This window comes from Pseudomonas sp. 05N432 (assembly GCF_056396945.1).
In genome coordinates, this window is sequence record NZ_JBFTMM010000022.1 from 156,071 (window position 1) to 181,756 (window position 25,686).

The following is a 25,686-nucleotide window of genomic DNA, read 5'->3' on the forward strand; positions in this document are numbered from 1 at the left end:
TCTGACTGGGGTCAATCCGCCCATCAAGAATCGGGAGTACAGATATGACGGTCTGGATAGTGGTGTCAATCCTTGCGGTGGTGCTGAGCCCGCTGGCATGGCTGCGGCCTTCGCGTAAACAGGGGGGGCAGATGGCCTTGCGCATGGAGGCGCGACGTATTGGCCTGGCCATGCAACTGGCGCCACAGGAGTGGCCGCATTGGCTGGAGCCTGCGCCGCCCAGCCCGTGTGCGCAATATCATCGTCCGCGGCGGGGGAATAAACCGGCGTGCTGGATTTATTGGCAAAGTGCGCCGGGCATGTGGGTCAATCAATGGCGGGAGGTTTGTCAGGATGAGTCATTGCTGACTCATTTCCGGAAGTTGCCGGCCAACGTCTACAAGGTTGAGGCCGACAAGCAAATGATCACCTTGTATTGGGGGGAGCGGGGCGAGGCCGAGGTGTTGCAACAGATTGATGCCGTCCTCAAGGCGCTGGCTTGAACGGCAGGCAATAAAAAGCCCGACATCGTCATCGGGCTGGAGTGGCCAGGCAGGCCGGTAATTCGCTGAATCGTCGCGCTATCTCAAGCGCGGCGCCGATCTTGCGCTTGGCGTTCGCCATAAGCGCTTCTGTTTTTCATTTATCGTCCCCGGCCAGCGTAGCTTGTATTTCGAGTTGCGCAGCTAATTAGGGCGACGTTTCTAAATATTGATTCTATGAATAGTTGAACATGCATCCGTGTGTTGCAGGTCTTCGTGGTACGGATATGACCGTAAAGTCGAGTGATAACCCGCATTTTGGGCGATTGACAATTGTCGGAAATTCCGTGAAGGTGGCGTACCCAAATCAAACGGGCGTATGAATTGAGCGTTTGTATTACAGACGGCTCCTACAGAATCCCGACTATCGCGTTGGCGGGTGTGCCTGGCGGGATGGCGTTAGCATCGACGGTAACGTCCATGCCGAGCCAGAACGTCAGCGTCCGACGTGTACTGTTCAGCTTCCATATCGTGGAGATCAGTTGATGATTTACGAAGGTAAAGCCATCACGGTTAAGGCTCTTGAAAGTGGCATCGTCGAATTGAAATTCGACCTCAAGGGTGAGTCCGTCAACAAGTTCAACCGTCTAACCCTGAACGAACTACGTTCGGCCGTAGACGCCATCAAGGCAGATGCGTCGGTCAAGGGTGTGATCGTCAGCAGTGGCAAGGACGTGTTCATCGTCGGTGCCGACATCACCGAATTCGTCGACAACTTCAAGCTGCCGGATGCAGAGCTGGTTGCTGGCAACCTCGAAGCCAACAAGATTTTCAGCGATTTCGAAGACCTCAATGTTCCAACCGTGGCCGCGATCAACGGCATCGCTTTGGGTGGCGGTCTGGAAATGTGTCTGGCGGCGGACTACCGCGTCATGTCCACCACGGCCAAGATCGGTCTGCCGGAAGTCAAACTGGGCATCTACCCAGGCTTCGGCGGCACCGTTCGCCTGCCGCGCATCATCGGTGCCGACAACGCCATCGAGTGGATTGCCGCGGGTAAGGAAAACCGTCCGGAAGACGCGCTGAAAGTCGGCGCAGTCGATGCGGTGGTCGCTCCGGAGAAGCTGCAGGAAGCAGCCCTGGAACTGATCAAGCGCGCCATCTCCGGCGAGTTCGATTACAAGGCCAAGCGTCAGCCGAAGCTGGAAAAGCTCAAGCTGAACGCCATCGAGCAAATGATGGCTTTCGAAACCGCCAAGGGTTTCGTGGCCGGTCAGGCTGGCCCGAACTACCCGGCACCGGTTGAAGCGATCAAGACTATCCAGAAAGCCGCGAACTTCGGTCGCGACAAAGCTCTGGAAGTTGAAGCCGCCGGCTTCGTCAAACTGGCCAAGACATCTGCTGCGCAGAGCTTGATCGGTCTGTTCCTGAATGATCAGGAACTGAAGAAAAAAGCCAAGGCCTACGACGAAATCGCCAAGGACGTGAAACAGGCTGCCGTACTTGGCGCCGGTATCATGGGTGGCGGTATCGCTTATCAGTCGGCGTCCAAAGGCACGCCAATCCTGATGAAGGACATCAACGAGCACGGTATCGAGCAGGGGCTGGCCGAAGCCGCGAAACTGCTGGTTGGCCGCGTTGATAAAGGCCGCATGACCGCAGCCAAAATGGCCGAAGTGCTCAACGGCATTCGTCCGACCCTGTCCTACGGTGATTTCGGCCATGTCGACCTGGTGGTCGAAGCCGTTGTCGAGAACCCCAAGGTCAAGCAAGCGGTGTTGGCCGAAGTCGAAGACCAGGTCAAAGAGGACACCATCCTCGCGTCGAACACCTCGACCATTTCCATCAGCCTGTTGGCCAAGGCCCTCAAGCGTCCGGAAAACTTCGTCGGCATGCACTTCTTCAACCCGGTGCACATGATGCCGCTGGTTGAAGTCATTCGTGGCGAGAAGTCCAGCGAGCTGGCCGTTGCTACCACCGTTGCCTACGCCAAGAAAATGGGCAAGAACCCGATCGTCGTCAACGACTGCCCGGGCTTCCTGGTCAACCGCGTCCTGTTCCCGTACTTCGGCGGTTTCGCCAAGTTGGTCAGCGCCGGTGTGGACTTCGTCCGTATCGACAAGATCATGGAAAAATTCGGCTGGCCAATGGGCCCGGCGTACCTGATGGACGTGGTCGGTATCGACACCGGTCACCACGGTCGTGACGTGATGGCCGAAGGCTTCCCGGATCGCATGAAAGACGAGCGTCGTTCGGCGGTGGACGTGCTCTATGAAGCCAAGCGCCTGGGCCAGAAGAACGGCAAGGGCTTCTACGCCTACGAGACCGACAAGCGCGGCAAGCAGAAGAAAGTAGCCGATCCGTCGGTACTCGAAGTGCTCAAGCCAATCGTTTTCGAACAGCGTGAAGTGACCGACGAAGACATCATCAACTGGATGATGATCCCGCTGTGCCTGGAAACCGTGCGTTGCCTGGAAGACGGCATCGTCGAAACCGCTGCCGAAGCCGACATGGGTCTGGTCTACGGTATCGGTTTCCCTCCATTCCGTGGCGGTGCACTGCGCTACATCGACGCAATCGGTGTTGCAGAGTTCGTTGCCCTGGCTGACCAGTACGCTGATTTGGGCGCGCTGTACCACCCGACCGAGAAGCTGCGCGAGATGGCCAAAAACGGCCAGAGCTTCTTCGGTTAAGCGCCCACACTAGAGCGAGAGTGAAATTATATGAGCTTGAATCCTAGAGACGTCGTGATTGTCGACTTCGGTCGTACTCCGATGGGCCGCTCCAAGGGCGGCATGCACCGCAACACCCGCGCCGAAGACATGTCGGCGCACCTGATCAGCAAATTGCTGGAACGCAACGTCAAGGTCGACCCGAGCGAAGTCGAAGACGTGATCTGGGGCTGCGTGAACCAGACCCTGGAGCAGGGCTGGAACATCGCCCGCATGGCGTCCTTGATGACTCAGATCCCGCACACGGCTGCCGGCCAGACCGTCAGCCGCCTGTGTGGCTCGTCGATGAGTGCATTGCACACCGCAGCGCAAGCGATCATGACCGGTAATGGTGACGTGTTCGTGGTTGGCGGCGTCGAGCATATGGGTCACGTGAGCATGATGCACGGTGTCGATCCGAACCCGCACATGTCGCTGTATGCGGCGAAAGCCTCGGGCATGATGGGCCTGACCGCAGAAATGCTCGGCAAAATGCACGGCATTACCCGTGAGCAGCAGGATGCCTTCGGCGTGCGCTCCCACCAACTCGCCCATAAAGCGACGGTGGAAGGCAAGTTCAAAGACGAAATCATCCCGATGCAGGGTTACGACGAGAACGGTTTCCTGAAACTGTTCGACTACGATGAAACCATCCGTCCGGAAACTACCCTGGAAAGCCTGGCGGCGTTGAAGCCGGCATTCAATCCAAAGGGTGGCACCGTGACAGCCGGTACTTCGTCGCAGATCACCGATGGTGCTTCGTGCATGATCGTGATGTCGGCGCAGCGTGCACAGGACCTGGGCATCCAGCCGATGGCGGTGATCCGCTCGATGGCAGTGGCAGGTGTGGATCCGGCGATCATGGGTTATGGTCCAGTGCCGGCGACACAGAAAGCACTGAAGCGTGCAGGTCTGGGTATTGCCGATATCGACTTCTTCGAACTCAACGAAGCTTTCGCTGCACAGGCCCTGCCGGTGCTGAAAGATTTGAAAGTGCTCGACAAGATGAACGAGAAGGTTAACCTGCACGGCGGCGCGATCGCCCTGGGCCACCCGTTCGGTTGCTCCGGTGCACGTATCTCCGGCACTCTGCTCAATGTAATGAAGCAGAATGGCGGCACCTTCGGTGTATCGACCATGTGCATTGGCCTCGGCCAGGGCATTGCCACCGTCTTCGAACGCGTTTAAGCAATTCGTCGACGGAAGCCGGGGCCATGTGCCCCGGTTTTTGTTTTTCTGAAGATTTTTTTGTTTTTTATTTCAAGTGATTTGAGTGAGGGCCAGACCATGCCGATACAACCAGGGCTCTACCAGCATTATAAAGGGCCGCAGTACCGCGTATTCAGTGTTGCGCGGCATTCCGAGACCGAAGAAGAAGTGGTCTTCTACCAAGCCCTGTATGGCGATTACGGCTTTTGGGTGCGTCCCTTGAGCATGTTCCTGGAGTCGGTCGAAGTTGACGGCGAACAGGTCCCGCGCTTTGCTTTGGTGCAGGCCGAACCAAGCCTTTTTTCAAGGCCATAAGCTGAGAGCGCGCAGAACCCTGCGCTTGACCTCACCTTGTAGCCACTATATATAGCGGTGCCGCGTCAGGCACCAACCGCCTTTCACTTCTAGAATTCAGGAATTTTCTGATCCATGGGCAAATCGCTGGTCATTGTGGAATCCCCGGCTAAGGCCAAGACCATCAACAAGTATCTGGGTAACCAATACGTGGTGAAGTCGAGTATCGGCCATATCCGAGACCTGCCCACCAGCGGTTCGGCTAGCGCCAGCAAAGAGCCTGCCGCCAAGCGCGGCAAGGCTGCTGCTGGTGAAGCGCCGGCGCTGTCGCCTAAAGAAAAGGCGCGCAAGCAGCTGGTCTCGCGCATGGGTGTCGATCCCGATCATGGCTGGAAAGCCAAGTACGAGATCCTCCCGGGCAAGGAAAAGGTCATCGAAGAGCTGCGCCGGCTCGCCAAAGATGCTGACACCATCTATCTCGCAACCGACTTGGATCGCGAGGGGGAAGCCATTGCCTGGCACCTGCGCGAAGCCATCGGTGGTGATGACAGCCGCTACAAGCGCGTGGTGTTCAACGAAATCACCAAGAAGGCGATTCAGGAAGCCTTCTCCCAGCCGGGCGAGCTGGACATCGATCGGGTCAATGCTCAGCAGGCGCGTCGCTTCCTCGATCGCGTGGTGGGTTACATGGTTTCGCCGCTGCTGTGGGCCAAGATCGCTCGCGGTCTGTCTGCCGGCCGTGTGCAATCGGTAGCCGTGAAGCTGGTGGTGGAACGTGAGCGCGAAATTCGTGCGTTCAACCCGGAGGAGTACTGGGAAGTTCACGCCGACCTCGGCACTGCCAAGGGCGCCAATGTGCGTTTTGAAGTGGCCCGTGAAAACGGCGAAGCCTTCAAGCCGCTCAACGAAGCCCAGGCCATGGCTGCGCTGGAGAAGCTCAAGGCTTCCAGCTACACCATCGCCAAGCGCGAAGACAAGCCGACCAGCAGCAAGCCATCGGCACCGTTCATCACCTCCACCCTGCAACAGGCTGCCAGTAACCGCCTGGGCTTCGGCGTGAAGAAAACCATGATGATGGCCCAGCGTCTGTACGAAGCGGGCTACATCACTTACATGCGTACCGACTCGACCAACCTCTCGGTCGATGCCGTGGCGATGGCGCGTACTTATATTGAAGGTGAGTTCGGTAGCAAGTACCTGCCGGAAACACCGAACATCTACAGCAGCAAGGAAGGCGCGCAAGAGGCTCACGAAGCGATTCGTCCCTCTGACGTGAACACCGATCCTAGCAAGCTGTCGGGTATGGAACGTGACGCTGAGCGTCTCTACGAGCTGATCTGGCGCCAATTCGTCGCGTGCCAGATGCTGCCGGCGAAATACCTGTCGACCACCGTCAGCGTCGCGGCTAGCGGCTTCGAGCTGCGCGCCAAGGGCCGCATCCTGAAGTTCGACGGTTACACCCGCGTCATGCCGCAAATGGCCAAGCCTGGTGACGACGATGTGTTGCCGGACATGGCGCAGGGCGATGTGCTGAAGCTGATCAAGCTTGATCCAAGCCAGCATTTCACCAAGCCGCCGGCGCGTTACTCGGAAGCGAGCCTGGTCAAGGAAATGGAAAAGCGCGGAATCGGTCGTCCTTCGACCTATGCGGCGATCATTTCGACCATCCAGGACCGCGGTTACGTCGCACTGCACAACCGTCGTTTCTACTCGGAAAAGATGGGTGACATCGTCACCGAGCGTCTGTCTGAAAGCTTCTCGAACCTGATGGACTACGGCTTCACCGCCGGCATGGAAGAGAACCTCGATGACGTCGCCCAGGGCGGGCGTGACTGGAAAAACGTGCTGGACGAGTTCTACGGCGACTTCAAGAAGAAACTAGAAGTAGCCGAGAGCGCGGAAAACGGCATGCGTGCCAATCAGCCGGTCATGACCGACATCCCGTGCCTCACCTGCGGTCGTCCGATGCAGATTCGTACCGCATCGACCGGTGTGTTCCTTGGTTGCTCGGGCTACAGCCTGCCACCAAAAGAGCGCTGCAAAGCCACCGTCAACCTGGTGCCGGGCGATGAAATCGCTGCGGACGACGAGGGTGAGTCGGAGTCTTTGGTGCTGCGTGGCAAGCATCGCTGCCCGATTTGCAGCACCGCGATGGACGCTTACCTGCTGGATGAGAAGCGCAAGCTGCACATCTGCGGTAACAACCCGGATTGCGCGGGCTACGAGATCGAAGAAGGCAGCTATCGCATCAAGGGCTACGAAGGTCCGAGCCTGGAGTGCGATAAGTGCGGCAGTGAAATGCAGTTGAAGACTGGCCGTTTCGGCAAGTTCTTCGGTTGCACCAACGCGACCTGCAAGAACACCCGCAAACTGCTGAAGAGCGGTGACGCGGCACCGCCGAAGATGGATCCGGTGAAGATGCCCGAGCTCAAGTGCGAGAAGGTCAACGACACCTACATTCTGCGTGACGGTGCTTCCGGCCTGTTCCTGGCGGCGAGCCAGTTCCCGAAAAACCGCGAGACCCGTGCTCCGCTGGTGATCGAGATCGTACCGCACAAGGATGAGATCGATCCGAAGTACCACTTCCTCTGCGAAGCGCCGAAGAAGGATCCGGATGGTCTTCCGGCAGTGATCCGTTACAGCCGCAAGACCAAGGAGCAGTACGTGCAGACCGAGGTCGAAGGCAAGCCTACCGGTTGGAAGGCGTTCTACGACGGTGGCAAGTGGGTGGTTGAAGACAAGCGCGTAGCCAAATAATCAGGCAATGCGATGCCAAAGGCCGCATGCGAACCCTCGGGTTTTCATGCGGCCTTTTGTTTTGTGCTTGCGGTCAGCTTGTCTGATCCATGACACTGTCAGACCTGCATCATGCGTCTTATTTCGTTGTGGAGACTGCCGTCATGGCCTTTGAGCTCTATACCCGTACCAATCAGAAAATTTACTTTGCCGGTCTGTCGCTCGAGGCGTTGGCCCGAGCGGAAGAGGGGCGGGCGATGAACTCCCTGGCGCTGATCCAGGCGGGGCGTGAGTCAGCGTTGTTTCATTTGTACGGCGCTCTGCTGGGCCTGTGTCATGAAATTGCCGGTTTCTACCGCTTGCCTCAGGCCAATGCGCCGCGAGCAGAATTGTTGCTGACTCGTGAAGTGCTCGAAACCATCGCTATTCCGGAGATGGCAGAAATGGTCGAGTTGGCGAACAACCCTGAAACCTGGCTGGCGAAGCTTCTGGCAGCCTATGCTGCGCTGTTTCAACCGCCACGTGCACCGCACAAGCCCAAAGGCGATGTGACGCAGCCGCTGATCATGGCGGTTAACCTCGATGAAGAAGAGACACCTCAAGAGTTGAGTCGAGACGAGCTTGAGAGCTGGCGCCAGAACCTAAAAGACCTGGCGATTCGGTTTCGCGAAGGGTTGAATGAGTGCTGAATCTGCGCACTGAACGCTGAGTGTTCGGTGATGGCCATGGATCAGGGATGATCTTTAGCATTGGTTTCGGTGACGTGCAGTCGGTCAAGATCTCGAGCGAAGCTGCGCTGATGACTATATAATCCCCGCCTTTCGTGGAGAACAGACCTTTATGCCAACGTCCTTTCTAGAAATTGTCGAACTGCCAGACGGCCGTATTGAGCTGCGCAGAGCTGAGGACGAGGGTTCTCTGGTGACTTTGAACTTCTCTGAAGACGCCAAAGCGTTCCTGCAGGGCCAGCACGTTGAAGTCGCCAAGGCGATGTTGAGCGTGGGTGTGCAGATGGCTGGACGCTTGGTTGAAGGCGAATTCGACAAAGAAGAAGGGCCGCGGATTCTTCATTGATTCCGTTCGTCGGCTTTTCGTAGGGCATCATTTCACGTCGACGTTACAGATTTGCTTCTCTGTCCTGGAGAAGCCCTGCGCCTTTCAAGTGTGCAGTGAGTGTCACTTAGCCCAGCCGAATATTCAGACTTTGAGCATCCCCGGTACGGGCGGCGCTGATCAGTTGTTGGCGCGCGCTGGAGCTCAGCGGGTTCAGCCAGCTTACAACGGTGTGACTGCGGCCCAGGCGCAAGGCTTCGCAAGCCAGTTGCTGGGCGCTTTGTGTTCCCCGTGGTTGCAGCAACAGAATGCGTTCGCGGTTCAGGCCTGCATCTCGCAGCCAGGCTTGAGTCAGGCTGGCAGGCGGAGCGATCAGCGTTAGCCAGCGAGCGTTCTTGTCCTGGCTCAACTCTCTGAGGATGGGGGCCAGAAGGTTCAGGCAGCTCCCTGCCGCACCACGCAATGACAGCTCACTGAACACTTCGGGTTCGGCGCTCCAGGGCGACTCAACCACGTCTTTGAGAATCGGCGCCAACGGCTGCGCCATGAACGCTTCGAACAGCGGAAGTTGTGTGTGCTGCGGTGTGTGAGGGAACTGCATAACGCCTCCTTTAGCGGCGAATGACGCCGACACTCAAGCCTTCGATCACCAGGTCCTGATCTTTCAGGTTCACTTCGATCGGGGCAAACTCGGGGTTTTCGGCAATCAGCCAGACCTTGCTGCCGTCGCGCTTGAAGCGCTTGACGGTCACTTCATCGCCGATCCGAGCAACCACGATCTGGCCGTTACGGGCTTCGCGCGTGGTGTGCACGGCGAGCAGGTCGCCGTCGAAAATCCCCACGTCCTTCATGCTCGTGCCGTGAACACGCAACAAATAGTCGGCGCGTGGATGGAAGAAGGAAGGATTGATGTTGCAGGATTCTTCGATGTGCTGTTGAGCGAGAATCGGGGCGCCTGCAGCAACCCGGCCAATGATGGGCAGGGTGGACTCGTCAGCCTTGGCTTCGAAGCCCGGGATGCGAATGCCGCGTGAGGCGCCGGGCGTCATTTCGATTGCCCCCTTGCGCGCCAGTGCCTTGAGGTGTTCTTCAGCAGCATTGGGCGACTTGAAGCCAAGCTCCAGGGCGATTTCTGCGCGGGTCGGCGGATAGCCGTTGTCTTCGAGGCAACGTTTGATAAAAGCCAGAATCTCAGCTTGGCGTGGCGTCAGTTTTAGCATGTCGATCGCTCTGTCTTTTTATACAGTGACTGGGATTATATACAGTGGAGTGGTCTTGGCAATCCTCCTTTTTTATCCGACCGCTGGACGGTCGGTTTACGGATCGTCAGCTTGGTGTTTGCAGGACTGGCTACAGCTTCCGACTTGTATGGTTAAATAGCTGACCGACCGTTCGCAAAACGAACAGGCAGGCTTGACAACGCCCAGGCTGAAACGTATGTTTCAAACAAGTGTTTGTCAGGCGGAGTAGCCATGGCCCAGTCGGAAACCGTTGAACGCATTCTTGATGCTGCCGAGCAGCTGTTCGCGGAAAAAGGTTTTGCCGAAACTTCATTGCGGCTGATCACCAGCAAGGCTGGGGTCAACCTGGCGGCAGTGAATTATCATTTCGGCTCAAAGAAGGCCTTGATTCAAGCAGTCTTCTCGCGTTTTCTCGGGCCTTTCTGCATCAGCCTCGATCGTGAGCTGGAGCGCCGTCAGGCCAAGCCGGACAGCAAGCCAACCCTAGAGGAACTGCTGGAAATCCTCGTCGAACAAGCCCTCGTGGTGCAGCCACGCAGCGGCAATGACTTGTCTATCTTCATGCGTCTGTTGGGGCTGGCATTCAGCCAGAGCCAGGGGCACTTGCGGCGTTACCTGGAAGACATGTACGGCAAGGTATTCCGTCGTTACATGCTGCTGGTCAATGAAGCCGCACCGCGTATTCCGCCTATCGAGCTGTTCTGGCGCGTGCACTTCATGCTCGGCGCAGCGGCATTCAGCATGTCGGGGATCAAGGCCTTGCGCGCTATTGCCGAGACCGATTTCGGGGTGAACACCTCGATCGAGCAGGTGATGCGTTTGATGGTGCCGTTCTTGGCCGCTGGCATGCGCGCAGAAACCGGCGTCACCGACGAGGCCATGGCCTCGGCCCAGTTGCGTCCTCGCAGCAAATCGGCACCCGTCGCCGCCAAGGTTTAACGGCTCACGGGTGGGCGCGGCAGCTTACATCCGCTAAGCTAGCCGCCCATGCCGACTCTCGTTTCAGACCCGCTCGATTTCTCTTTTGCCGACCGCATTCCGCCGGGCATCGCCCTTGGCGGCGAAGTCGTGTGTCTGCATCGGGCCGGGCTCTTCAAAGATGCGCCGCGCGCGCTTTTCGTTATCAAGGAATTTCTATGACTGCTGGCCTGCAAGGCTCGTTGATGGTGGACGTCGCCGGTACCTGGCTGACGGCCGAAGATCGCCAACTGTTGCGTCAGCCCGAAGTGGGCGGCCTGATCATTTTTGCGCGCAATATCGAGCATCCGCGCCAGGTTCGCGAGTTGAGTGCGTCGATTCGCGCGGTGCGTCCCGACCTGCTGTTGGCGGTGGACCAGGAGGGTGGTCGGGTGCAGCGCCTGCGTCAGGGCTTCGTGCGTCTGCCAGCCATGCGGGCGATTGCTGACAACCCGAACGCCGAATACCTGGCCGAGCAGTGCGGCTGGATCATGGCAACTGAAGTGCTGGCTGTCGGCCTCGACTTGAGCTTTGCCCCGGTGCTGGACCTCGACTACCAGCGCAGTGCCGTGGTCGGCACCCGTTCGTTCGAAGGTAATCCGGAACGTGCGGCCTTGCTGGCGGGGGCGTTCATTCGCGGCATGAACAGCGCCGGCATGGCGGCTACCGGCAAGCACTTCCCCGGCCACGGCTGGGCGGAGGCCGATTCGCATGTCGCGATTCCGAATGACGAGCGCAGTCTTGAGGAAATCCGCGCCAAGGACCTCGTGCCGTTCGCACGGTTGAGCAAGCAGCTGGCGGCGGTGATGCCTGCTCACGTGATCTACCCGCAGGTTGACTCGCAGCCGGCCGGCTTCTCGCGCCGCTGGTTGCAGGACATCTTGCGCGGTGAATTGCAGTTTGACGGGGTGATCTTCAGTGACGATCTGTCGATGGCCGGTGCCCATGTGGTCGGCGACGCCGCCAGCCGGATCGAGGCGGCGCTGTCTGCAGGTTGCGACATGGGTCTGGTGTGCAATGACCGTGCGGCCGCCGAGCTGGCCCTGAGCGCAGCTCAACGCCTGAAGGTCACGCCGTCTGCACGCATCGAGCGGATGCGCAGCCAGTCGTTCGCCAGCACCGATTACCGGCAGGACCCGCGTTGGCTTGTTGCCCTTGGCGCGCTCAAAGATGCCCAACTGATTGATTAAGGACTTTTTGCAATGACGGTTTACGCGATTATCGGTGGCACCGGCCTGACCCAGCTCGAAGGCTTGAACATTCGCCAGTCATTGGCTCTGGACACGCCGTATGGCGCGCCGTCGGCCGAGATCCAGGTCGGTGAATACGCCGGGCGTGAAGTGCTGTTTCTCGCCCGTCACGGCCATCCGCACCGTTTTCCACCGCATCAGGTGAATTATCGGGCCAACCTGTGGGCATTGAAGCAGGCGGGCGCGCAGGCGATTCTGGCGGTCAATGCGGTCGGTGGGATTCATGCCGCCATGGGCACCGGGCATTTCTGCGTGCCTCATCAATTGATCGATTACACCAGCGGTCGCCAGCACACCTATTTTGCCGATGACCTGGAGCAGGTCACCCACATCGATTTCAGCTATCCCTACAGCGAACCATTACGCACGCAGTTGATTGCGGCGTTGGCGGCTGAAGGCTGTGCTTACAGCAGTCACGGTGTGTATGCCTGCACCCAGGGCCCGCGGCTGGAAACCGTTGCCGAGATCGCCCGTCTGGAGCGTGATGGCTGCGATATCGTCGGCATGACCGGTATGCCGGAAGCGGCGTTGGCTCGTGAACTGGAGCTGGATTACGCGTGTCTGGCGCTGGTGGTGAACCCGGCGGCGGGCAAGTCGACGGCAGTGATTACCATGGCTGAAATCGAGCAGGCGCTGCATGACGGGATGGGCAAGGTGAAGTCGACATTGGCGCGGGTGTTGAAGGGCTGAGTATCCGTTACACCGAGTCGACCCCATCGCGAGCAGGCTCGCTCCCACATTAGATCAATGTGTGCCGAGAATTTTATGTCAGAGCTTGGTCCAGTGTGGGAGCGAGCCTGCTCGCGAAGGCGGTCTGCCTGCCGCCGCTAAATCTTCGACTTGTCCGGCAGCGGCGCAAACAACGCTTCAATATCGTCGCTCTGCAGCTTCCAGTCCCCGGTCGAGCGCCCATCCAGTACGCCAGCCGCCAGGTCGGACTTTTCCTTTTGCAGGTGCTGGATTTTCTCTTCGACGGTGCCGCGGGCGATCATCTTGTAGACGAACACCGGCTTCTCCTGGCCGATCCGGTAAGCGCGGTCGGTGGCCTGGTTTTCCGTCGCCGGGTTCCACCACGGATCATAGTGAATCACCGTGTCGGCTTCCGTCAGGTTCAGGCCAACGCCGCCTGCCTTCAGGCTGATCAGGAAAATCTGACGCTTGCCGCTCTGGAAATCTTTCACCGGTGTGCGTCGATCGCGGGTTTGCCCGGTCAGCAGGGCGTAAGCGATGCCGCGTTTATTCAGCTCGTCTTCGATCAGCGAGAGCATCGAGGTGAACTGTGAAAACAGCAGGATCTTGCGGCCTTCTTCGAACAGTTCCTCAAGCATCTCCATCAGGCTGTCGAGCTTGCCCGAGGTGCTGCCGCGCGTGGGCAGGGCGGCCTCATTGACCAGCCGCAGGTCGCAGCACACCTGCCGTAGCTTGAGCAACGCTTCAAGAATGATGATCTGACTGCGCGCCACGCCTTTGCGGGTGATCTCGTCGCGGACTTTCTTGTCCATGGCCAGGCGCATGGTTTCGTAAACGTCGCGCTGCGCCTCATTGAGCTCGACCCAATGGACGATCTCGGTTTTCGGCGGCAGCTCGGTGGCGACCTGTTCCTTGGTTCGACGCAACAGGAACGGTTTGATCCGACCGTTCAGGTGTTGCAGTCGTACGTCGCTGGCACGCTTTTCGATCGGTACGCGGTAATCGCGATTGAAGCTCTTGACGTCGCCGAGCCAGCCGGGCAGCAAGAAGTGAAACAGCGACCACAGCTCGCCCAGGTGATTTTCCAGTGGCGTGCCGCTGAGGCACAGACGCTGGCGGGCATTGAGCTCTCGCGCCGCATGAGCGGCCTTGCTGTTGGGATTCTTGATGTATTGCGCTTCGTCGAGCACCAGCACGTGCAATGGCTGCGCTGCCAGACGTTCGACATCCTTGGGCAGCAGCGCGTACGTGGTGAGGATCAGGTCGTATTCGGCCAAATGCTCAAAATGTTTTTTACGTCCGGTGCCATACAGCGCCAGCACGTTGAGTTGCGGAGCAAAGTGCGCCGCTTCGTCGAGCCAGTTGGGAATCAGGCTGGTGGGCATCACCACCATGCACGGCCGATCCAGGCGACCGGCGTTTTTCTCGGTCAGCACATGGGCCAGGGTCTGTAGGGTCTTGCCCAGGCCCATGTCGTCCGCAAGGATGCCGCCGACTTCCAGTTGCCGCAGCGACTGCATCCAGCTCAAGCCTTCAAGCTGATAAGGCCGTAATGTGGCGTTCAGCCCTTCGGGTGCCTCGGTCGTGTAGTCCTTGATGTCACGCAGGCGCTGGGCGAAGGTGCGGATATGCTCGCCACCCTCCCAAAGCAGGGGCATGTCTTCCAGCGGATTCAGGCGGGTGGCATCGGCGCTGCTCAGGCGCAGTTTGGTTTCGCCGGGCTCTTGCAGGTAAAACTCGCCAAGGGTCGCCAATACCGGCTTTAAACGGCCGAGCGGCAGCGCGACTTGCAACGGGCCGGATTCGGAGTTCGGGCGGTGCGGGATGTTCACCAGGATCAACTCATCGTCGCGGCGTCGGGCCAGGCGTTCCGGGTTGAGAATCTCGGTGTGCGAGCGCATCAGGTTCAGCAGGATCGGCAGCAGGCTCAGGCGCTCGCCATTGACGATAATCCCCAGCTCCAGATCAAACCAGTCGCGCTCCGGCGCTTCTTCGACCGTGGCGTACCAGTCATCGACCGCCGTCAGGTCAAAGCCGAAGTCTTCGTCGATCTGCAGCTCCCAGCCTTGGGTGCGCAACTTGGGCAGCTCATTGAGGGTGAACGTCAACCAGGCGCTGTCGTTGACCATCTCATACAGTTCGCCAGCGCTTTCCGGCAAGGCTTTGCTTTGGCGGGTCGCCACTCTGAATCCGAGGATTCGCAGCTGTTCCCGGTAGGCTTTTTCGACGTCCGGCTGACGTTTGATTCGTAGCGTTTGCTGTTCCTGTCGGATCAGGATGTCGGCATTTTTCTGCCCGCTGACGTATTCATCCAGATAGTTGAACGACAGCGCGGCACGGTGCTGGATGTAGCGCTGCATCTTGCCGTTGCGCGGTTCGAAGGCGCTGAACTCGACACTCGCCAGCCAAAGGCGCGGCACTGGTTGCACGTTGTCCACCAGCAGTTGAGGCAACGGTGCGGGCGTGCGGTTTTCAAGCACCGCCTGAAGTTTCTCCAGCAGCTCGGCGTCTTTGGCGGCGGCCGGGTACTCAAGGGTTTCCTGAACTTTGAGCAGCACCGCAGCGCAATGCTTGCAGTTGACGCGTACCGGGCAACTGCACGTCGCATCGACCAGTAACAGAGTACCTTTGGTGGATTCGCGCAGCGTAATGGTCTGGCGGTAAACATTGCCGCCAGAGCCTTCGCAACTGGCGGTGATAGTGCTGTCGCCGGCCTCGACGATCCTGACACGATTTTCCAGTGCGTAGCGGCGGCCACGCTCCAGGCTTTGTTCCTTGAATCGGCTGACCCATGAGGGGGCCAGGGGTTTGCTCAGGTTCGGGGGCATGGGGACTTCAATCAGTCCGGGAGAACGTCAGGGACTGGCGGACGCGCAGGTGCAGTCAGCGAAGTGATCTTGATCAGCAGCGCCAGGTGGCCGTTGTCGAGGTAGTTGAGCTGACCGTTTTTGGTGTGGCTTTGCTGCTTCAGGCGTTCGCTGGCGGTAACCCGGCCATAGCCATCGAACTGGTTGACCCAGAAGTTCGCGTCGACGTCGGTGAAACGCCCGAGTTTCAGGTTCAGCGTGCCTTCGATCGGGAACTGGCCGAATTGCGCCTTGCCATCGCTGATCGAGATTTTTTTCGCGTCCTCGCCAAGACTCTGTTGCCAGGCCTTGTGCAGCAACACCGTGTAATCGCCGCTGGCGCGCAGCTTTTCAGCCTCGGTATTGAGGCTTGGGGTGCGCAGGCTGTCGGCACTGATCGGCCGTGCACCGGCAGCCCAGTCTTCCGGCGCGGTGCGGCTGACAATGGCCGGCACGGCGTTCTGGCGGAACAGGATCATTTCAACCTGATACAAGCTGTCGGCAAACGCCGTCGGGGCAACGAGGGTCAACAACAAGGTCAATGAGCGAAACAGGCGCATGCGGCGTCCTTCAAGCAGTTTTTGGAGTGAGGTGCTCAAACAGCGCCTCTACTGTATTAAAGCGCTCTTCCGGGCGCTCCATCGGCACCATGAATTTGAACATCGTGGCGCCTTCGAATTTGTAGCGTTTGGGTTGGCCCTGGATCAGTTTGATCAGCACCAGCGGATCGACCGGCGTTTGTGCGCCGAACTCGATACGACCGCCTTGCGGGCCGCCGTCGACTTTCTTGATCCCCAGTTGCTCGGCCTGCAGTTTCAGCAAGGTCATGCGCACCAGGTTCTTGGTCGGTTCCGGCAGCAAGCCGAAGCGGTCGATCATCTCCACTTGCAGGTCTTTGAGGCCCTCCTCGTCGGTCGCCGAGGCGATGCGTTTGTAGAGGATCAGTCGTGCGTGGACGTCCGGCAGGTAGTCTTCCGGGATCAGCGCCGGCAAGCGCAGGTTGATTTCCGGACCGCCACCCAGCGGTTGATCGAGGTTTGGCTGCTCGCCCTTGCGGATGGATTTCACCGCGCGTTCGAGCATTTCCATGTACAGGGTGAAACCGACGGCCTGGATCTGCCCGCTCTGACCATCGCCCAGCAGTTCGCCGGCGCCACGGATTTCCAGATCGTTGGTGGCCAGCACAAAGCCTGCGCCGAGGTCCTGGGTGTTGGCGATCGCTTCCAGGCGTTTTTCCGCATCTGGCGTGATCTGTTGGCGCGGCGGTGTCAGCAGGTAGGCGTAAGCCTGGTGGTGACTGCGACCGACGCGGCCACGCAATTGGTGCAACTGCGCCAGGCCGAACTTGTCGGCACGCTCGATGATGATGGTGTTGGCGCTTGGCACGTCAATGCCGGTCTCGATGATGGTCGAGGCGATCAGCACGTTGAAGCGCTTGTGGTAGAAGTCGCTCATCACCTGTTCGAGTTCGCGCTCGCGCATCTGCCCGTGGCCGATACCGATCCGTGCTTCCGGCACCAGCTCGGCGAGATCGGCGGCGCATTTCTCGATGGTTTTCACATCGTTGTGCAGGTAGTAGACCTGACCGCCACGCAACAGCTCACGGAGCAGGGCCTCTTTGACCGTGCTCTTGTTCTGCTCCATGACGAAGGTGCGTACCGACAAGCGTCGTGCTGGCGGCGTAGCGATGATCGACAGATCGCGCATGCCCGACACTGCCATGTTCAGCGTGCGCGGAATCGGCGTGGCGGTCAGGGTCAGGATGTCGACTTCACTGCGCAGGGCCTTGAGCTGTTCCTTCTGACGAACACCAAAGCGGTGTTCTTCGTCGATGATCACCAGCCCGAGGTTTTTGATCTTCACATCGTCTTGCAGCAGCTTGTGCGTGCCGATGACGATGTCGATCTTGCCCTCGGCGAGGTCGGCAACGGCGGCATTCACTTCCTTGGTCGACTTGAAGCGGCTCATCACTTCCACGGTCACTGGCCAGTCGGCGAAGCGGTCGCGGAAGCTGTTGTAGTGCTGCTGGGCGAGCAGGGTGGTCGGCACCAGAATCGCGACCTGACGGCCGCCGTGCACGGCAATGAATGCCGCGCGCATCGCCACTTCGGTCTTGCCGAAACCGACGTCGCCGCAGACCAGCCGGTCCATCGGTTTCGGTGCGAGCATGTCTTCGCGCACCGCGTCGATGGTGGTTTGCTGGTCGGGGGTTTCTTCGAACGGGAAGCCGGCGCTGAAGGTCGCGTAATCGGCTTTCGGATCGGCGAAGGCATAACCTTCACGGGCGGCGCGACGAGCATAGATGTCGAGCAGTTCGGCGGCGACGTCACGCACCTGTTCGGCGGCTTTGCGTTTGGCTTTCTGCCAGGTTTCGGAGCCGAGGCGGTGCAGCGGCGCCAGTGCATCGTCGCTGCCGGTGTAGCGGGCGATCAAATGCAGGTTGGCCACCGGCACATAAAGCTTGGCGCCCTCGGCGTATTCGAGGGTCAGGAACTCGGCGGCCTGGTTTTCGATTTCCAGGGTCGCGAGGCCCAGGTAACGGCCAACGCCATGATCGATATGCACCACCGGTGCGCCTTCACGCAGCTCGGTGAGGTTTTTGATCACGGCATCGTTATTGGCGTCGGCGCGTTTCTCGCGGCGACGGCGCTGCATCACACGCTGACCGAACAACGGGCTTTCGGCGATCAGTGCCAGGGCCGGATCGTCCAGCACCAGGCCTTCGTCCAGCGGTGCGATGGTGATCGCCAGGCGTTCTTTGCTGGCGACGAAATCCGGCCAGCTGTCGACGGTTTTCGGTCGCAGCTTCAGGCGTTCCAGCAGTTCCAGCAGCACTTCGCGGCGACCGGCCGACTCGGCGGTAAACAGCACGCGACCGGAAAACCCATCAAGGAAATTCGACAGTGCTTCCAGCGGCTGGCTGGCCTTGGCTTCGATGGCCAGGTTTGGCAGCGGTGTAGCGGGGAAGCGCTCGCGCCCGACACCGGTTTCGATGTCTTGCTGGCTGGCAACTACCCGTGGCCAGTTCTTGAGGCGTGCGAAGCAGTCTTCCACCGGCAGGAACAGCTCGGCCGGCGGCAACAATGGCCGGGATGGATCGACACGGCGCTCTTCGTAGCGGTTGCGCACATCGTTCCAGAAATTCTCCGCCGCCTGTTCGATGCCCGGCAGGGAGAACACCTGGGTGTCCTGCGGCAGGTAGTCGAACAGCGTCGAGGTTTCGTCGAAGAACAGCGGCAGGTAGTACTCGATACCGGCCGGTGTAATGCCGCTGCTCAGGTCCTGGAAGATCGGGCAGCGCCGGAAATCGACATCGAAGCGCTCGCGAAAGCGTGCCTTGAAGCGGGTCACGGCTTCCTTTTGCAGCGGAAATTCTTTGGCGGGCAGCAGCCGGACCGATTCGACCTTGTCGATGGAGCGCTGGTTTTCCGGGTCGAAGGTCCGCAGGGTCTCGATTTCGTCATCGAACAGGTCGATGCGGTAGGGCAGTTTGCTGCCCATCGGGAACAGGTCGATCAGCGCGCCGCGTACCGCGAATTCGCCGTGCTCATAAACCGTGTCGACACAGCGATAGCCGCTGGCCTCCAGTCGCGTGCGCATTTGCTCGACGTCGAGCTTCTGGCCGATGTCCAGCACCAGGCTGCTGCCGAGCAGGAACTTGGTGGGGGCCAGGCGATGTAGGGCGGTGGTGATCGGCACTACCAAAACGCCATGGCTCAACTCGGGCAGGCGATACAGGCTGGAGATGCGCTGGGATATAATGTCCTGGTGCGGCGAGAACAGGTCGTAAGGCAGGGTTTCCCAGTCCGGGAAATGCAGCACCGGCAAATCGGGGGCGAAGAAACTCAGCTCCTGTTCCAGCCGTTCGGCACTTTGGCTGTCGGCGGTCAGTAGCAGGGTAAAGCGCTTGGCAGCGCTGGCGGCCTCGGCAATGGCCAGGCTCAGGGCGGCACCGGGCAGGTTGCCCCAATGCTGTTTACCTGCCGCGGCAGGGAGAAGCGGTAGACGCAGAACGGGCACGGAAGGTTGAGCTCCAGCGTTGCGACAAAGTCGGTAATTGTAGCGGGCGAAGGTGCCGGCTGTCAGTTGCAGACTACCGTCGACGAAAGGAAAAGCATGTTGCGATAGGCGTGCATTGCTCCGCAGACGACTCGGCGGCATAATGTAGCCCCTTTTTTCAGCCCCTACATGTGGAAGGTTCCCGTGACTCAGAAGCCCGACCAGTGTCTTGGTGAATGGATCGACCGTGAAGCACTCGCAGAAGCGATGATTCCGCTTATCGGTCAGCTTTACCGCAATAACAACGTGGTGAGCTCGATCTATGGCCGCAGCCTGATCAACCAGTCTGTCATCGCGATTCTCAAAGCTCACCGCTTTGCTCGCCATCGTCAGTCCGATGACGCCGAACTGTCCGTTCACGAAACATTCCCGCTGCTCAAAGCGATGAGCGAGCTCAAGCTCGGCGCTGCTTCGGTAGACCTGGGCAAGCTGGCGGTCAAATTCAAGGCCGAAGGCAAAGGCCGCACGGCCGAGCAGTTCGTCCGTGAAGAACTGGCCGATGTTGTAGGCCAGCAGAACGCTTCCGCACGCAAAGGCACTGACGTTGTACTGTACGGCTTCGGTCGTATCGGCCGTCTGCTGGCGCGCATCCTGATTGAAAAAACCGGCGGTGGCGACGGCCTGCGTCTGCGTGCCATCGTTGTGCGCAAAGGCGCTGAAAACGACCTGATCAAACGCGCCAGCCTGCTGCGTCGCGATTCGGTTCATGGTCCGTTCAACGGCACCATCACCATCGACGAAGCCAACAACACCATCACCGCCAACGGCAACCTGATCCAGGTTATCTACGCGAAGAACCCGACTGAAGTGGACTACACCCAGTACGGCATCAAAGACGCTCTGTTGGTGGACAACACCGGTGTATGGCGTGACGCCGAGGGCCTGGGCCAGCACCTGGCTTGCCCGGGTATCGACCGCGTTGTTCTGACCGCGCCTGGCAAAGGCAAGCTGAAGAACATTGTTCACGGCATCAACCACGGTGAAATCACCGCTGACGACAAGATCGTTTCCGCCGCCTCCTGCACCACCAACGCCATCGTGCCGGTGCTCAAGGCTGTGAACGACAAGTTCGGCATCATCAATGGCCACGTTGAAACGGTTCACTCGTACACCAACGACCAGAACCTGATCGACAACTTCCACAAAGGCGATCGCCGTGGTCGTAGCGCCGCGCTGAACATGGTAATCACCGAGACCGGTGCTGCCACTGCTGCTGCCAAGGCCCTGCCTGAGCTGGCCGGCAAGCTGACCGGTAACGCGATCCGTGTTCCAACGCCGAACGTGTCGATGGCAATCCTCAACCTGAACCTTGAGAAAGCCGCCACCCGTGAAGAGATGAACGAGTACCTGCGCTACATGGCGCTGCACTCCGATCTGCATAAGCAAATCGACTTCGTCAACTCGCAGGAAGTGGTTTCCACCGACTTCGTTGGCTCGCGCCACGCAGGTGTTGTGGACGCTGAAGCGACCATCAGCCAAGACAACCGCGTTGTTCTGTACGTTTGGTACGACAACGAATTCGGTTACAGCTGCCAGGTGGTTCGCGTGATGGAAGACATGGCCGGTGTAAACCCGCCAGCATTCCCGCGCTAAGCCTTAGCCGCACCTGAAAACGCCCCGACTTGTCGGGGCGTTTTTGTTTGTGTGGCTGCCTGGCTGGCCTACGGAGTCGGCGAAATATTTTGTGATAAATCGCTTCCGGAGCCGTCGCGTCAAAGTGATAGGTTTGCCCGCGATCAAAAAGACCTGAGGACCACTTGTATGCGTTTTATCGCAAAGCCTTGCGCAGCATTGCTATTGCTGGCCAGCACCGTCTCTTTCGGCAACCTCGCCATGGCGAATGCCCAGCGGTCGGATATCGACAGCATCGTGCAAGATGCCGCCCAAGCGGTGATGCAGCAGTACAACATTCCCGGCCTGGCCATTGCGGTGACCGCGAATGGCAAGCAGCAGTTCTACAACTTCGGCGTGGCCTCAAAGGAAACACAACAGAAGGTCACGAGCGATACGCTGTTTGAAATCGGCTCGATCAGTAAAACCTTCACGGCCACCCTGGCGACCTACGCTGAGGTCAACGGTCAGCTTTCACTCACTGACCACCCCGGCAAATACCTGCCTGAGCTCGCGGGTAGCCCGTTCGACAAAGCGACGCTGATCAACCTGGCGACCCATACCGCAGGCGGCTTCCCCTTGCAGGTGCCTGATCAGGTGCAGAACAACCAACAGCTGATGGACTACTTCAAGGCGTGGCAGCCGACGTATGCGCCGGGTGCTCAACGAACCTATGCCAACCCCAGCATTGGGGCGCTGGGCATGATTACCGCAATCAGCATGAAGATGCCGTTCGCGGTGGCGCTGGAACAGCGACTCTTCCCGGCACTCGGAATGCCCAACAGCTTCATCAACATCCCGGCGAGCAAGCTGTCGCTCTATGCTCAGGGTTACAACAAGCAGGATCTCCCGGTCAGGTTGAATCCAGGTGTGCTGGGTGACGAGGCCTACTCGGTAAAAACCAGCTCCACGGACCTGATTCGCTTTGTCGAGGCCAATCTGGGCGTTGCGAAGGTCGAAGCAAAACTCGGTCGCGCACTGATGGAGACGCACAAGGGCTATTTCCAGCTAGGTCCAATGACTCAAGACCTGATCTGGGAACAGTACGATTACCCGGTGCAACTGAGTGCGCTGGTTGAAGGCAATGCCGACAAGATGATTTACGACAGTCATGTCGTCACGGCATTGAATCCGCCACTGGCACCACAGGAGGCGGTCTGGGTCAACAAGACGGGGGCGACCGGCGGGTTCTCTGCTTATGTGGCCTTCGTCCCAGAGAAGAAGTTTGGCATTGTGGTGCTGGCCAACAAGAGCTACCCCAACGAACCCCGGGTGCGCCTGGCGCATCGGATCCTGAGTGAACTGGATTAATGCTCGCTGGCGGAGGATTGAGTGGCGGCCGATGTGAACTCTCCAGCGTTGCCGCGCCAAGCCCTGGCTGCACATGAAAACGCCCCGACTTGTCGGGGCGTTTTCATGTGCAGCGGTTCATTATAAGGAGCCATTAGACATCATCTATTAAATTGGAAGTGTTTATGCATCATTTGCTATGTCCGGTCAGTGCAGTGTAGTTATATCGTTTTATTCTTGATGTGTGCCAAATCAGAACGCTGTAAAGATCGACAGGTTATCGCTATAAAAATTCAATAATAAAAAAATCCTCAAATAAAATAAGCAGTTGCAGTTGGAAGGTGTTGTTACTTGCTTTACATGGATCCAATACAGGTTGCGTTGAATAATTGACGCCATTTTATTGAATGGTTCGATGCTTGACAGCGACGGGAGCGGAACTTAGTGTCTCCCCCTGACAGCTCCGGCACCGGCCGGGGTTGGGTGACAGCAAATTGCCTGTACTGTCGGGAAAATATTCACGGTAACTTTCACAACTTTGGCAGTGCTGCTTTAAAAGTAATGGCGTTTTAATGTGCGTCATGATGGCAACTAATACTCCAAAAAGACAGGGAACTTATTCCTGCTCACATCACACTGAATCTAAATAAACCGTGCGGGCTTTATTGCTGTCCGGGGAGTTGATGATCCGCTTTCGTTGATCCTGCTTAATGTGTTTCGCGGTTGCGTTCTAATCGAGCATGACGGCTGCGCAGTGCTGACATATAGCCGTGTGTGTTCATGGCTTATTGAGAGAATTAAACATGGCAGAAGAACGCTCAAGGTTTTTTTCATGGTCCCTGTTGCCGCGTCTGGTGGGCTTGGGTGTCCTGGTATTTATCATCTGGCTGTTGCTCTCGACGTTGCTGATGCCGCTGCTGTCGACATCGGCGACACGGGCAATTTTGAATGCACCGGTCATTCTGCTGACGACACCCATCGAGGGGGTGGTGAATTCGCTTGAGGTCAAACCCGGCTCGACCTTTACCCAGGGCCAGAAGATTGCGGTGGTTGAAAACCCGCGGGCTAACCAGGAGACGTTGTTGACCCTGCAAACCCGGCGTTTGACCCTGGAGCAGGAGCTATCATCATCGGCCAGCCAGGCCGAGCACGACCAGCAGTATTACGACGAGTTGGAGAAAACCAGCCAGCGCTATCAATCGGCGTTTCATACTCGTCAGCTCTATGCACAACGTGCGCTGAAGGCCGAGAGCACTGCCGCCAGCGCCCGCTTGACGGACGCACAGGAAACCCTCGATCGCAACCTCGAGTTGTTCACTCAAGGGGCGGTCAGTGGCGCGGTCGTCGCCGCCTCGAAAGCCAAGTTGGCCTCGTTGGAGGGGGCGGCAGAGTCCGTCCGTTCACAGCTGCGAATCAATGACGGTGATGTCAATGCCGCCAATAAGCAGGTCTACCTTGACCCTGATCAGTTGCGCATGTTCGACCTCAGCGCGCAGATGACCACCCTGAAACTGAGCCTGGAAAATCAGGCCCGCAACCGCGAAACCTATCAACGCGAACTCGACAATCTCAACCACCTGATCGAAACCGAACAGAACCGGGTCAAGTTGACGGCTGGCTATGAGGTCACGGCGTATTCGTCCGGCACGGTTCAAGAGCTGTTGGCGCCTCAAGGGACAGTGGTACAAGCCGGGTCGACTTTGCTGCGTGCTACCAACTGCAAAGAAAGCTATGTCGTCGCGGTGTTTCCGGAACGCGTGGCCAGCAAGATTGATCACGACAGTGTCCTGACGGTAAGAATCCATGGCCTGGACGAACCGCTCAAGGCCAATGTCGTGCAGTTGTTATCCAGCACTAAGGATATTCGCCCTAACAGCTACAGCGTTCCTTTCCCGTATGCCGAGCAGAACTCGGTGTACGTCGTCGGTACTTTTGCCGATGACCTCACCGACAGCCAGCGCGCCATGACTTGCAATCCGGGGCTGTGGGCCAGCGCCGAGGTATCTCACTGATGAGTCCGCGCAACGTTGTGCAATGGCCGTGGCTGCCGGGCCTGATCGGGGTGATGCTGATGAGCAGCGGCGGATCTGCGCTGGCAACGCAAGCCAGGCCGCAACTGGCGGCGATGACGTGTGCAGCGCTGGATCACGCGGTGCAATCGCAAGCGGCGGGGCCGGTGTTGCTGGCCAGTTACCCGCCGCTGGACGGTCAGCCGGCGCCAATCCAGGCGTTGCGTGGGGTTGCGTTCACCTACGACAACGCCTTGGCCAGCATCGCCTTGTTTGCCTGCGGTAAAGCCGAGTCGGCGCGACGGATTGCCGATGCGCTGGCCTTCGCCACGACCCACGACCCGGAATATCAGGATGGACGCTTGCGCAACGCCTACGCGGCAGGCCCGGTGGGTTCGTCGTCGATGCACCTGCCGGGTTATTGGAGCGTAGAGCGCAATGCCTGGAATCAGGACGCCTATCAGGTCAGCAGTGCCACCGGCAATCAGGCCTGGGCCGCGTTGGCGTTGTTGGAGGCGTTGCGCCAGAGCGGTGATTCCTCCTACCTGGAGGCCGCTCGCAGGGTATTGCAGTGGTCCGGGAAAAACACGTATGACGGACAGGCCCCCGCGGGTTTCAGCGGCGGTTACTACGGGTATTTCCCCAAGCAGATCCAGCAGACCTGGAAGTCCACCGAACATAACGTCGACCTGGCGGCAGCCTGGTCGGCACTCAACACGGCTGCGCCCGACCCGGGCTCGGCTCACCAGGCGCAGATTGCCCGGCAATTCGTGTCGAGTCAGTGGGACGCCGGGGAAGGGCGCTTTCTGATTGGTACCGGGAAGGATGGTCGAACCTCGGATCGCCAGCGTTCAGGACTGGACGCGCAGATCTGGCCCTTGATCGCCTTGAGTGATCCTCCTGCGGACTGGCGGCGTGTCTTCATGTTTATCGATCAGGCGCACCGCTCGGGTGCCGGGTATGGCTTCAACCGCGACCCGGACGGTTTATGGACCGAAGGCACCGCGCAAACCGCCGCCGTGGCGAGCTTGAGCGGTATGAAGGAAAAGGCGCAGCCGCTGTGGAATGTGTTGCTTGCCCAACAGGCCGGCAATGGCTGGCTGTTTGCAACACCTGCACCGCGTATCAGTACCGGGTTGGCCATCGGCCCGGACTCAACAACCAACGACTTTTTCTATTACCACCTGCCTCACTTGGGCGCTACAGCTTGGGCTGCGATCGCTGCTACCGGCATCAACCCCTTTACCGGTTTACAAGAGGCTGACTGAC

At 58.8% G+C, this 25,686-nt stretch carries 20 protein-coding genes; 15 read left to right on the top strand and 5 right to left on the bottom strand.

What is annotated here, in order from left to right; genetic code table 11:
- Positions 1-44 precede the first annotated feature (44 nt).
- From AC1DHT_RS25310 to AC1DHT_RS25340, 7 genes are all read left to right on the top strand, one after another.
- A complete protein-coding gene (locus tag AC1DHT_RS25310) occupies positions 45-482 on the top strand; it encodes a hypothetical protein (RefSeq protein WP_427544754.1) in 438 nt (145 codons plus the stop codon).
- Between the two features lie 524 nt (positions 483-1,006).
- The gene (gene fadB / locus AC1DHT_RS25315; protein ID WP_427544756.1) at positions 1,007-3,154 is read left to right on the top strand and encodes a fatty acid oxidation complex subunit alpha FadB; all 2,148 of its coding nucleotides are present in this window, start codon (positions 1,007-1,009) and stop codon (positions 3,152-3,154) included.
- A 30-nt stretch (positions 3,155-3,184) separates the two neighbouring features.
- The gene (fadA, locus tag AC1DHT_RS25320; RefSeq protein ID WP_019692749.1) at positions 3,185-4,360 is read left to right on the top strand and encodes an acetyl-CoA C-acyltransferase FadA; all 1,176 of its coding nucleotides are present in this window, start codon (positions 3,185-3,187) and stop codon (positions 4,358-4,360) included.
- 99 nt (positions 4,361-4,459) lie between these two features.
- Positions 4,460-4,696 (top strand): DUF1653 domain-containing protein, encoded by a 237-nt coding sequence (locus tag AC1DHT_RS25325; protein WP_019692748.1) that lies wholly within the window; start codon positions 4,460-4,462, stop codon positions 4,694-4,696.
- Positions 4,697-4,810: 114 nt separating this feature from the next.
- Positions 4,811-7,432 carry a type I DNA topoisomerase gene (gene topA / locus AC1DHT_RS25330; protein ID WP_427544758.1) on the top strand — a complete coding sequence of 874 codons (2,622 nt, stop codon included), beginning with the start codon at positions 4,811-4,813 and terminating at the stop codon, positions 7,430-7,432.
- 143 nt (positions 7,433-7,575) lie between these two features.
- Positions 7,576-8,100 carry a DUF6586 family protein gene (locus AC1DHT_RS25335; RefSeq protein ID WP_427533742.1) on the top strand — a complete coding sequence of 175 codons (525 nt, stop codon included), beginning with the start codon at positions 7,576-7,578 and terminating at the stop codon, positions 8,098-8,100.
- A 151-nt stretch (positions 8,101-8,251) separates the two neighbouring features.
- Positions 8,252-8,485, top strand: a complete 234-nt coding sequence (locus AC1DHT_RS25340) for a hypothetical protein (RefSeq protein ID WP_019692745.1) — start codon at positions 8,252-8,254, stop codon at positions 8,483-8,485.
- Positions 8,486-8,591: 106 nt separating this feature from the next.
- On the opposite strand, the gene sulA is transcribed toward AC1DHT_RS25340, so the two are convergent.
- Both sulA and lexA read right to left on the bottom strand, forming a co-directional pair.
- The gene (gene sulA, locus AC1DHT_RS25345) at positions 8,592-9,065 is read right to left on the bottom strand and encodes an SOS-induced cell division inhibitor SulA (RefSeq protein ID WP_427544760.1); all 474 of its coding nucleotides are present in this window, start codon (positions 9,063-9,065) and stop codon (positions 8,592-8,594) included.
- 10 nt (positions 9,066-9,075) lie between these two features.
- The gene (gene lexA, locus AC1DHT_RS25350; protein ID WP_427544762.1) at positions 9,076-9,684 is read right to left on the bottom strand and encodes a transcriptional repressor LexA; all 609 of its coding nucleotides are present in this window, start codon (positions 9,682-9,684) and stop codon (positions 9,076-9,078) included.
- 252 nt (positions 9,685-9,936) lie between these two features.
- On the opposite strand from lexA, the gene AC1DHT_RS25355 reads away from it, so the two are divergent.
- The 4 genes from AC1DHT_RS25355 to AC1DHT_RS25370 are packed head-to-tail and all read left to right on the top strand — an operon-like array spanning position 9,937 to position 12,602.
- Positions 9,937-10,644: a TetR/AcrR family transcriptional regulator gene (locus AC1DHT_RS25355; RefSeq protein ID WP_427544764.1), complete on the top strand. Its 708-nt coding sequence runs from the start codon at positions 9,937-9,939 to the stop codon at positions 10,642-10,644.
- Between the two features lie 48 nt (positions 10,645-10,692).
- Complete coding sequence (locus tag AC1DHT_RS25360) at positions 10,693-10,845, top strand: hypothetical protein (protein WP_427544766.1); 153 nt, start codon at positions 10,693-10,695, stop codon at positions 10,843-10,845.
- Between the two features lie 8 nt (positions 10,846-10,853).
- Positions 10,854-11,852: a beta-N-acetylhexosaminidase gene (gene nagZ / locus AC1DHT_RS25365; protein ID WP_427544791.1), complete on the top strand. Its 999-nt coding sequence runs from the start codon at positions 10,854-10,856 to the stop codon at positions 11,850-11,852.
- Between the two features lie 12 nt (positions 11,853-11,864).
- Positions 11,865-12,602, top strand: a complete 738-nt coding sequence (locus AC1DHT_RS25370) for an S-methyl-5'-thioinosine phosphorylase (RefSeq protein ID WP_427544768.1) — start codon at positions 11,865-11,867, stop codon at positions 12,600-12,602.
- Positions 12,603-12,739: 137 nt separating this feature from the next.
- On the opposite strand, the gene AC1DHT_RS25375 is transcribed toward AC1DHT_RS25370, so the two are convergent.
- Genes AC1DHT_RS25375 through mfd form a run of 3 tightly spaced genes read right to left on the bottom strand, consistent with a single transcriptional unit; the run spans position 12,740 to position 19,468 of the window.
- Positions 12,740-15,430 (bottom strand): DEAD/DEAH box helicase, encoded by a 2,691-nt coding sequence (locus AC1DHT_RS25375; protein ID WP_427544770.1) that lies wholly within the window; start codon positions 15,428-15,430, stop codon positions 12,740-12,742.
- A gap of 11 nt (positions 15,431-15,441) precedes the next feature.
- On the bottom strand, positions 15,442-16,008 hold the full coding sequence (locus tag AC1DHT_RS25380; protein ID WP_427544772.1) for a CsiV family protein: 567 nt from the start codon (positions 16,006-16,008) through the stop codon (positions 15,442-15,444).
- 10 nt (positions 16,009-16,018) lie between these two features.
- Complete coding sequence (gene mfd, locus AC1DHT_RS25385) at positions 16,019-19,468, bottom strand: transcription-repair coupling factor (protein WP_442114659.1); 3,450 nt, start codon at positions 19,466-19,468, stop codon at positions 16,019-16,021.
- Between the two features lie 168 nt (positions 19,469-19,636).
- Between mfd and AC1DHT_RS25390 the strand changes: the two genes are divergently transcribed.
- From AC1DHT_RS25390 to AC1DHT_RS25405, 4 genes are all read left to right on the top strand, one after another.
- Positions 19,637-21,100 (top strand): glyceraldehyde-3-phosphate dehydrogenase, encoded by a 1,464-nt coding sequence (locus AC1DHT_RS25390; protein WP_054593180.1) that lies wholly within the window; start codon positions 19,637-19,639, stop codon positions 21,098-21,100.
- 168 nt (positions 21,101-21,268) lie between these two features.
- Complete coding sequence (gene ampC, locus AC1DHT_RS25395; RefSeq protein WP_427544776.1) at positions 21,269-22,429, top strand: class C beta-lactamase; 1,161 nt, start codon at positions 21,269-21,271, stop codon at positions 22,427-22,429.
- A gap of 782 nt (positions 22,430-23,211) precedes the next feature.
- Positions 23,212-24,420, top strand: coding sequence for an HlyD family secretion protein (locus AC1DHT_RS25400; RefSeq protein ID WP_347929455.1), 1,209 nt, complete (start codon positions 23,212-23,214; stop codon positions 24,418-24,420).
- Positions 24,420-25,685: a hypothetical protein gene (locus AC1DHT_RS25405; protein ID WP_427544779.1), complete on the top strand. Its 1,266-nt coding sequence runs from the start codon at positions 24,420-24,422 to the stop codon at positions 25,683-25,685. Before AC1DHT_RS25400 ends, AC1DHT_RS25405 begins: the two co-directional genes overlap by 1 nt.
- Position 25,686: the final 1 nt, after the last annotated feature.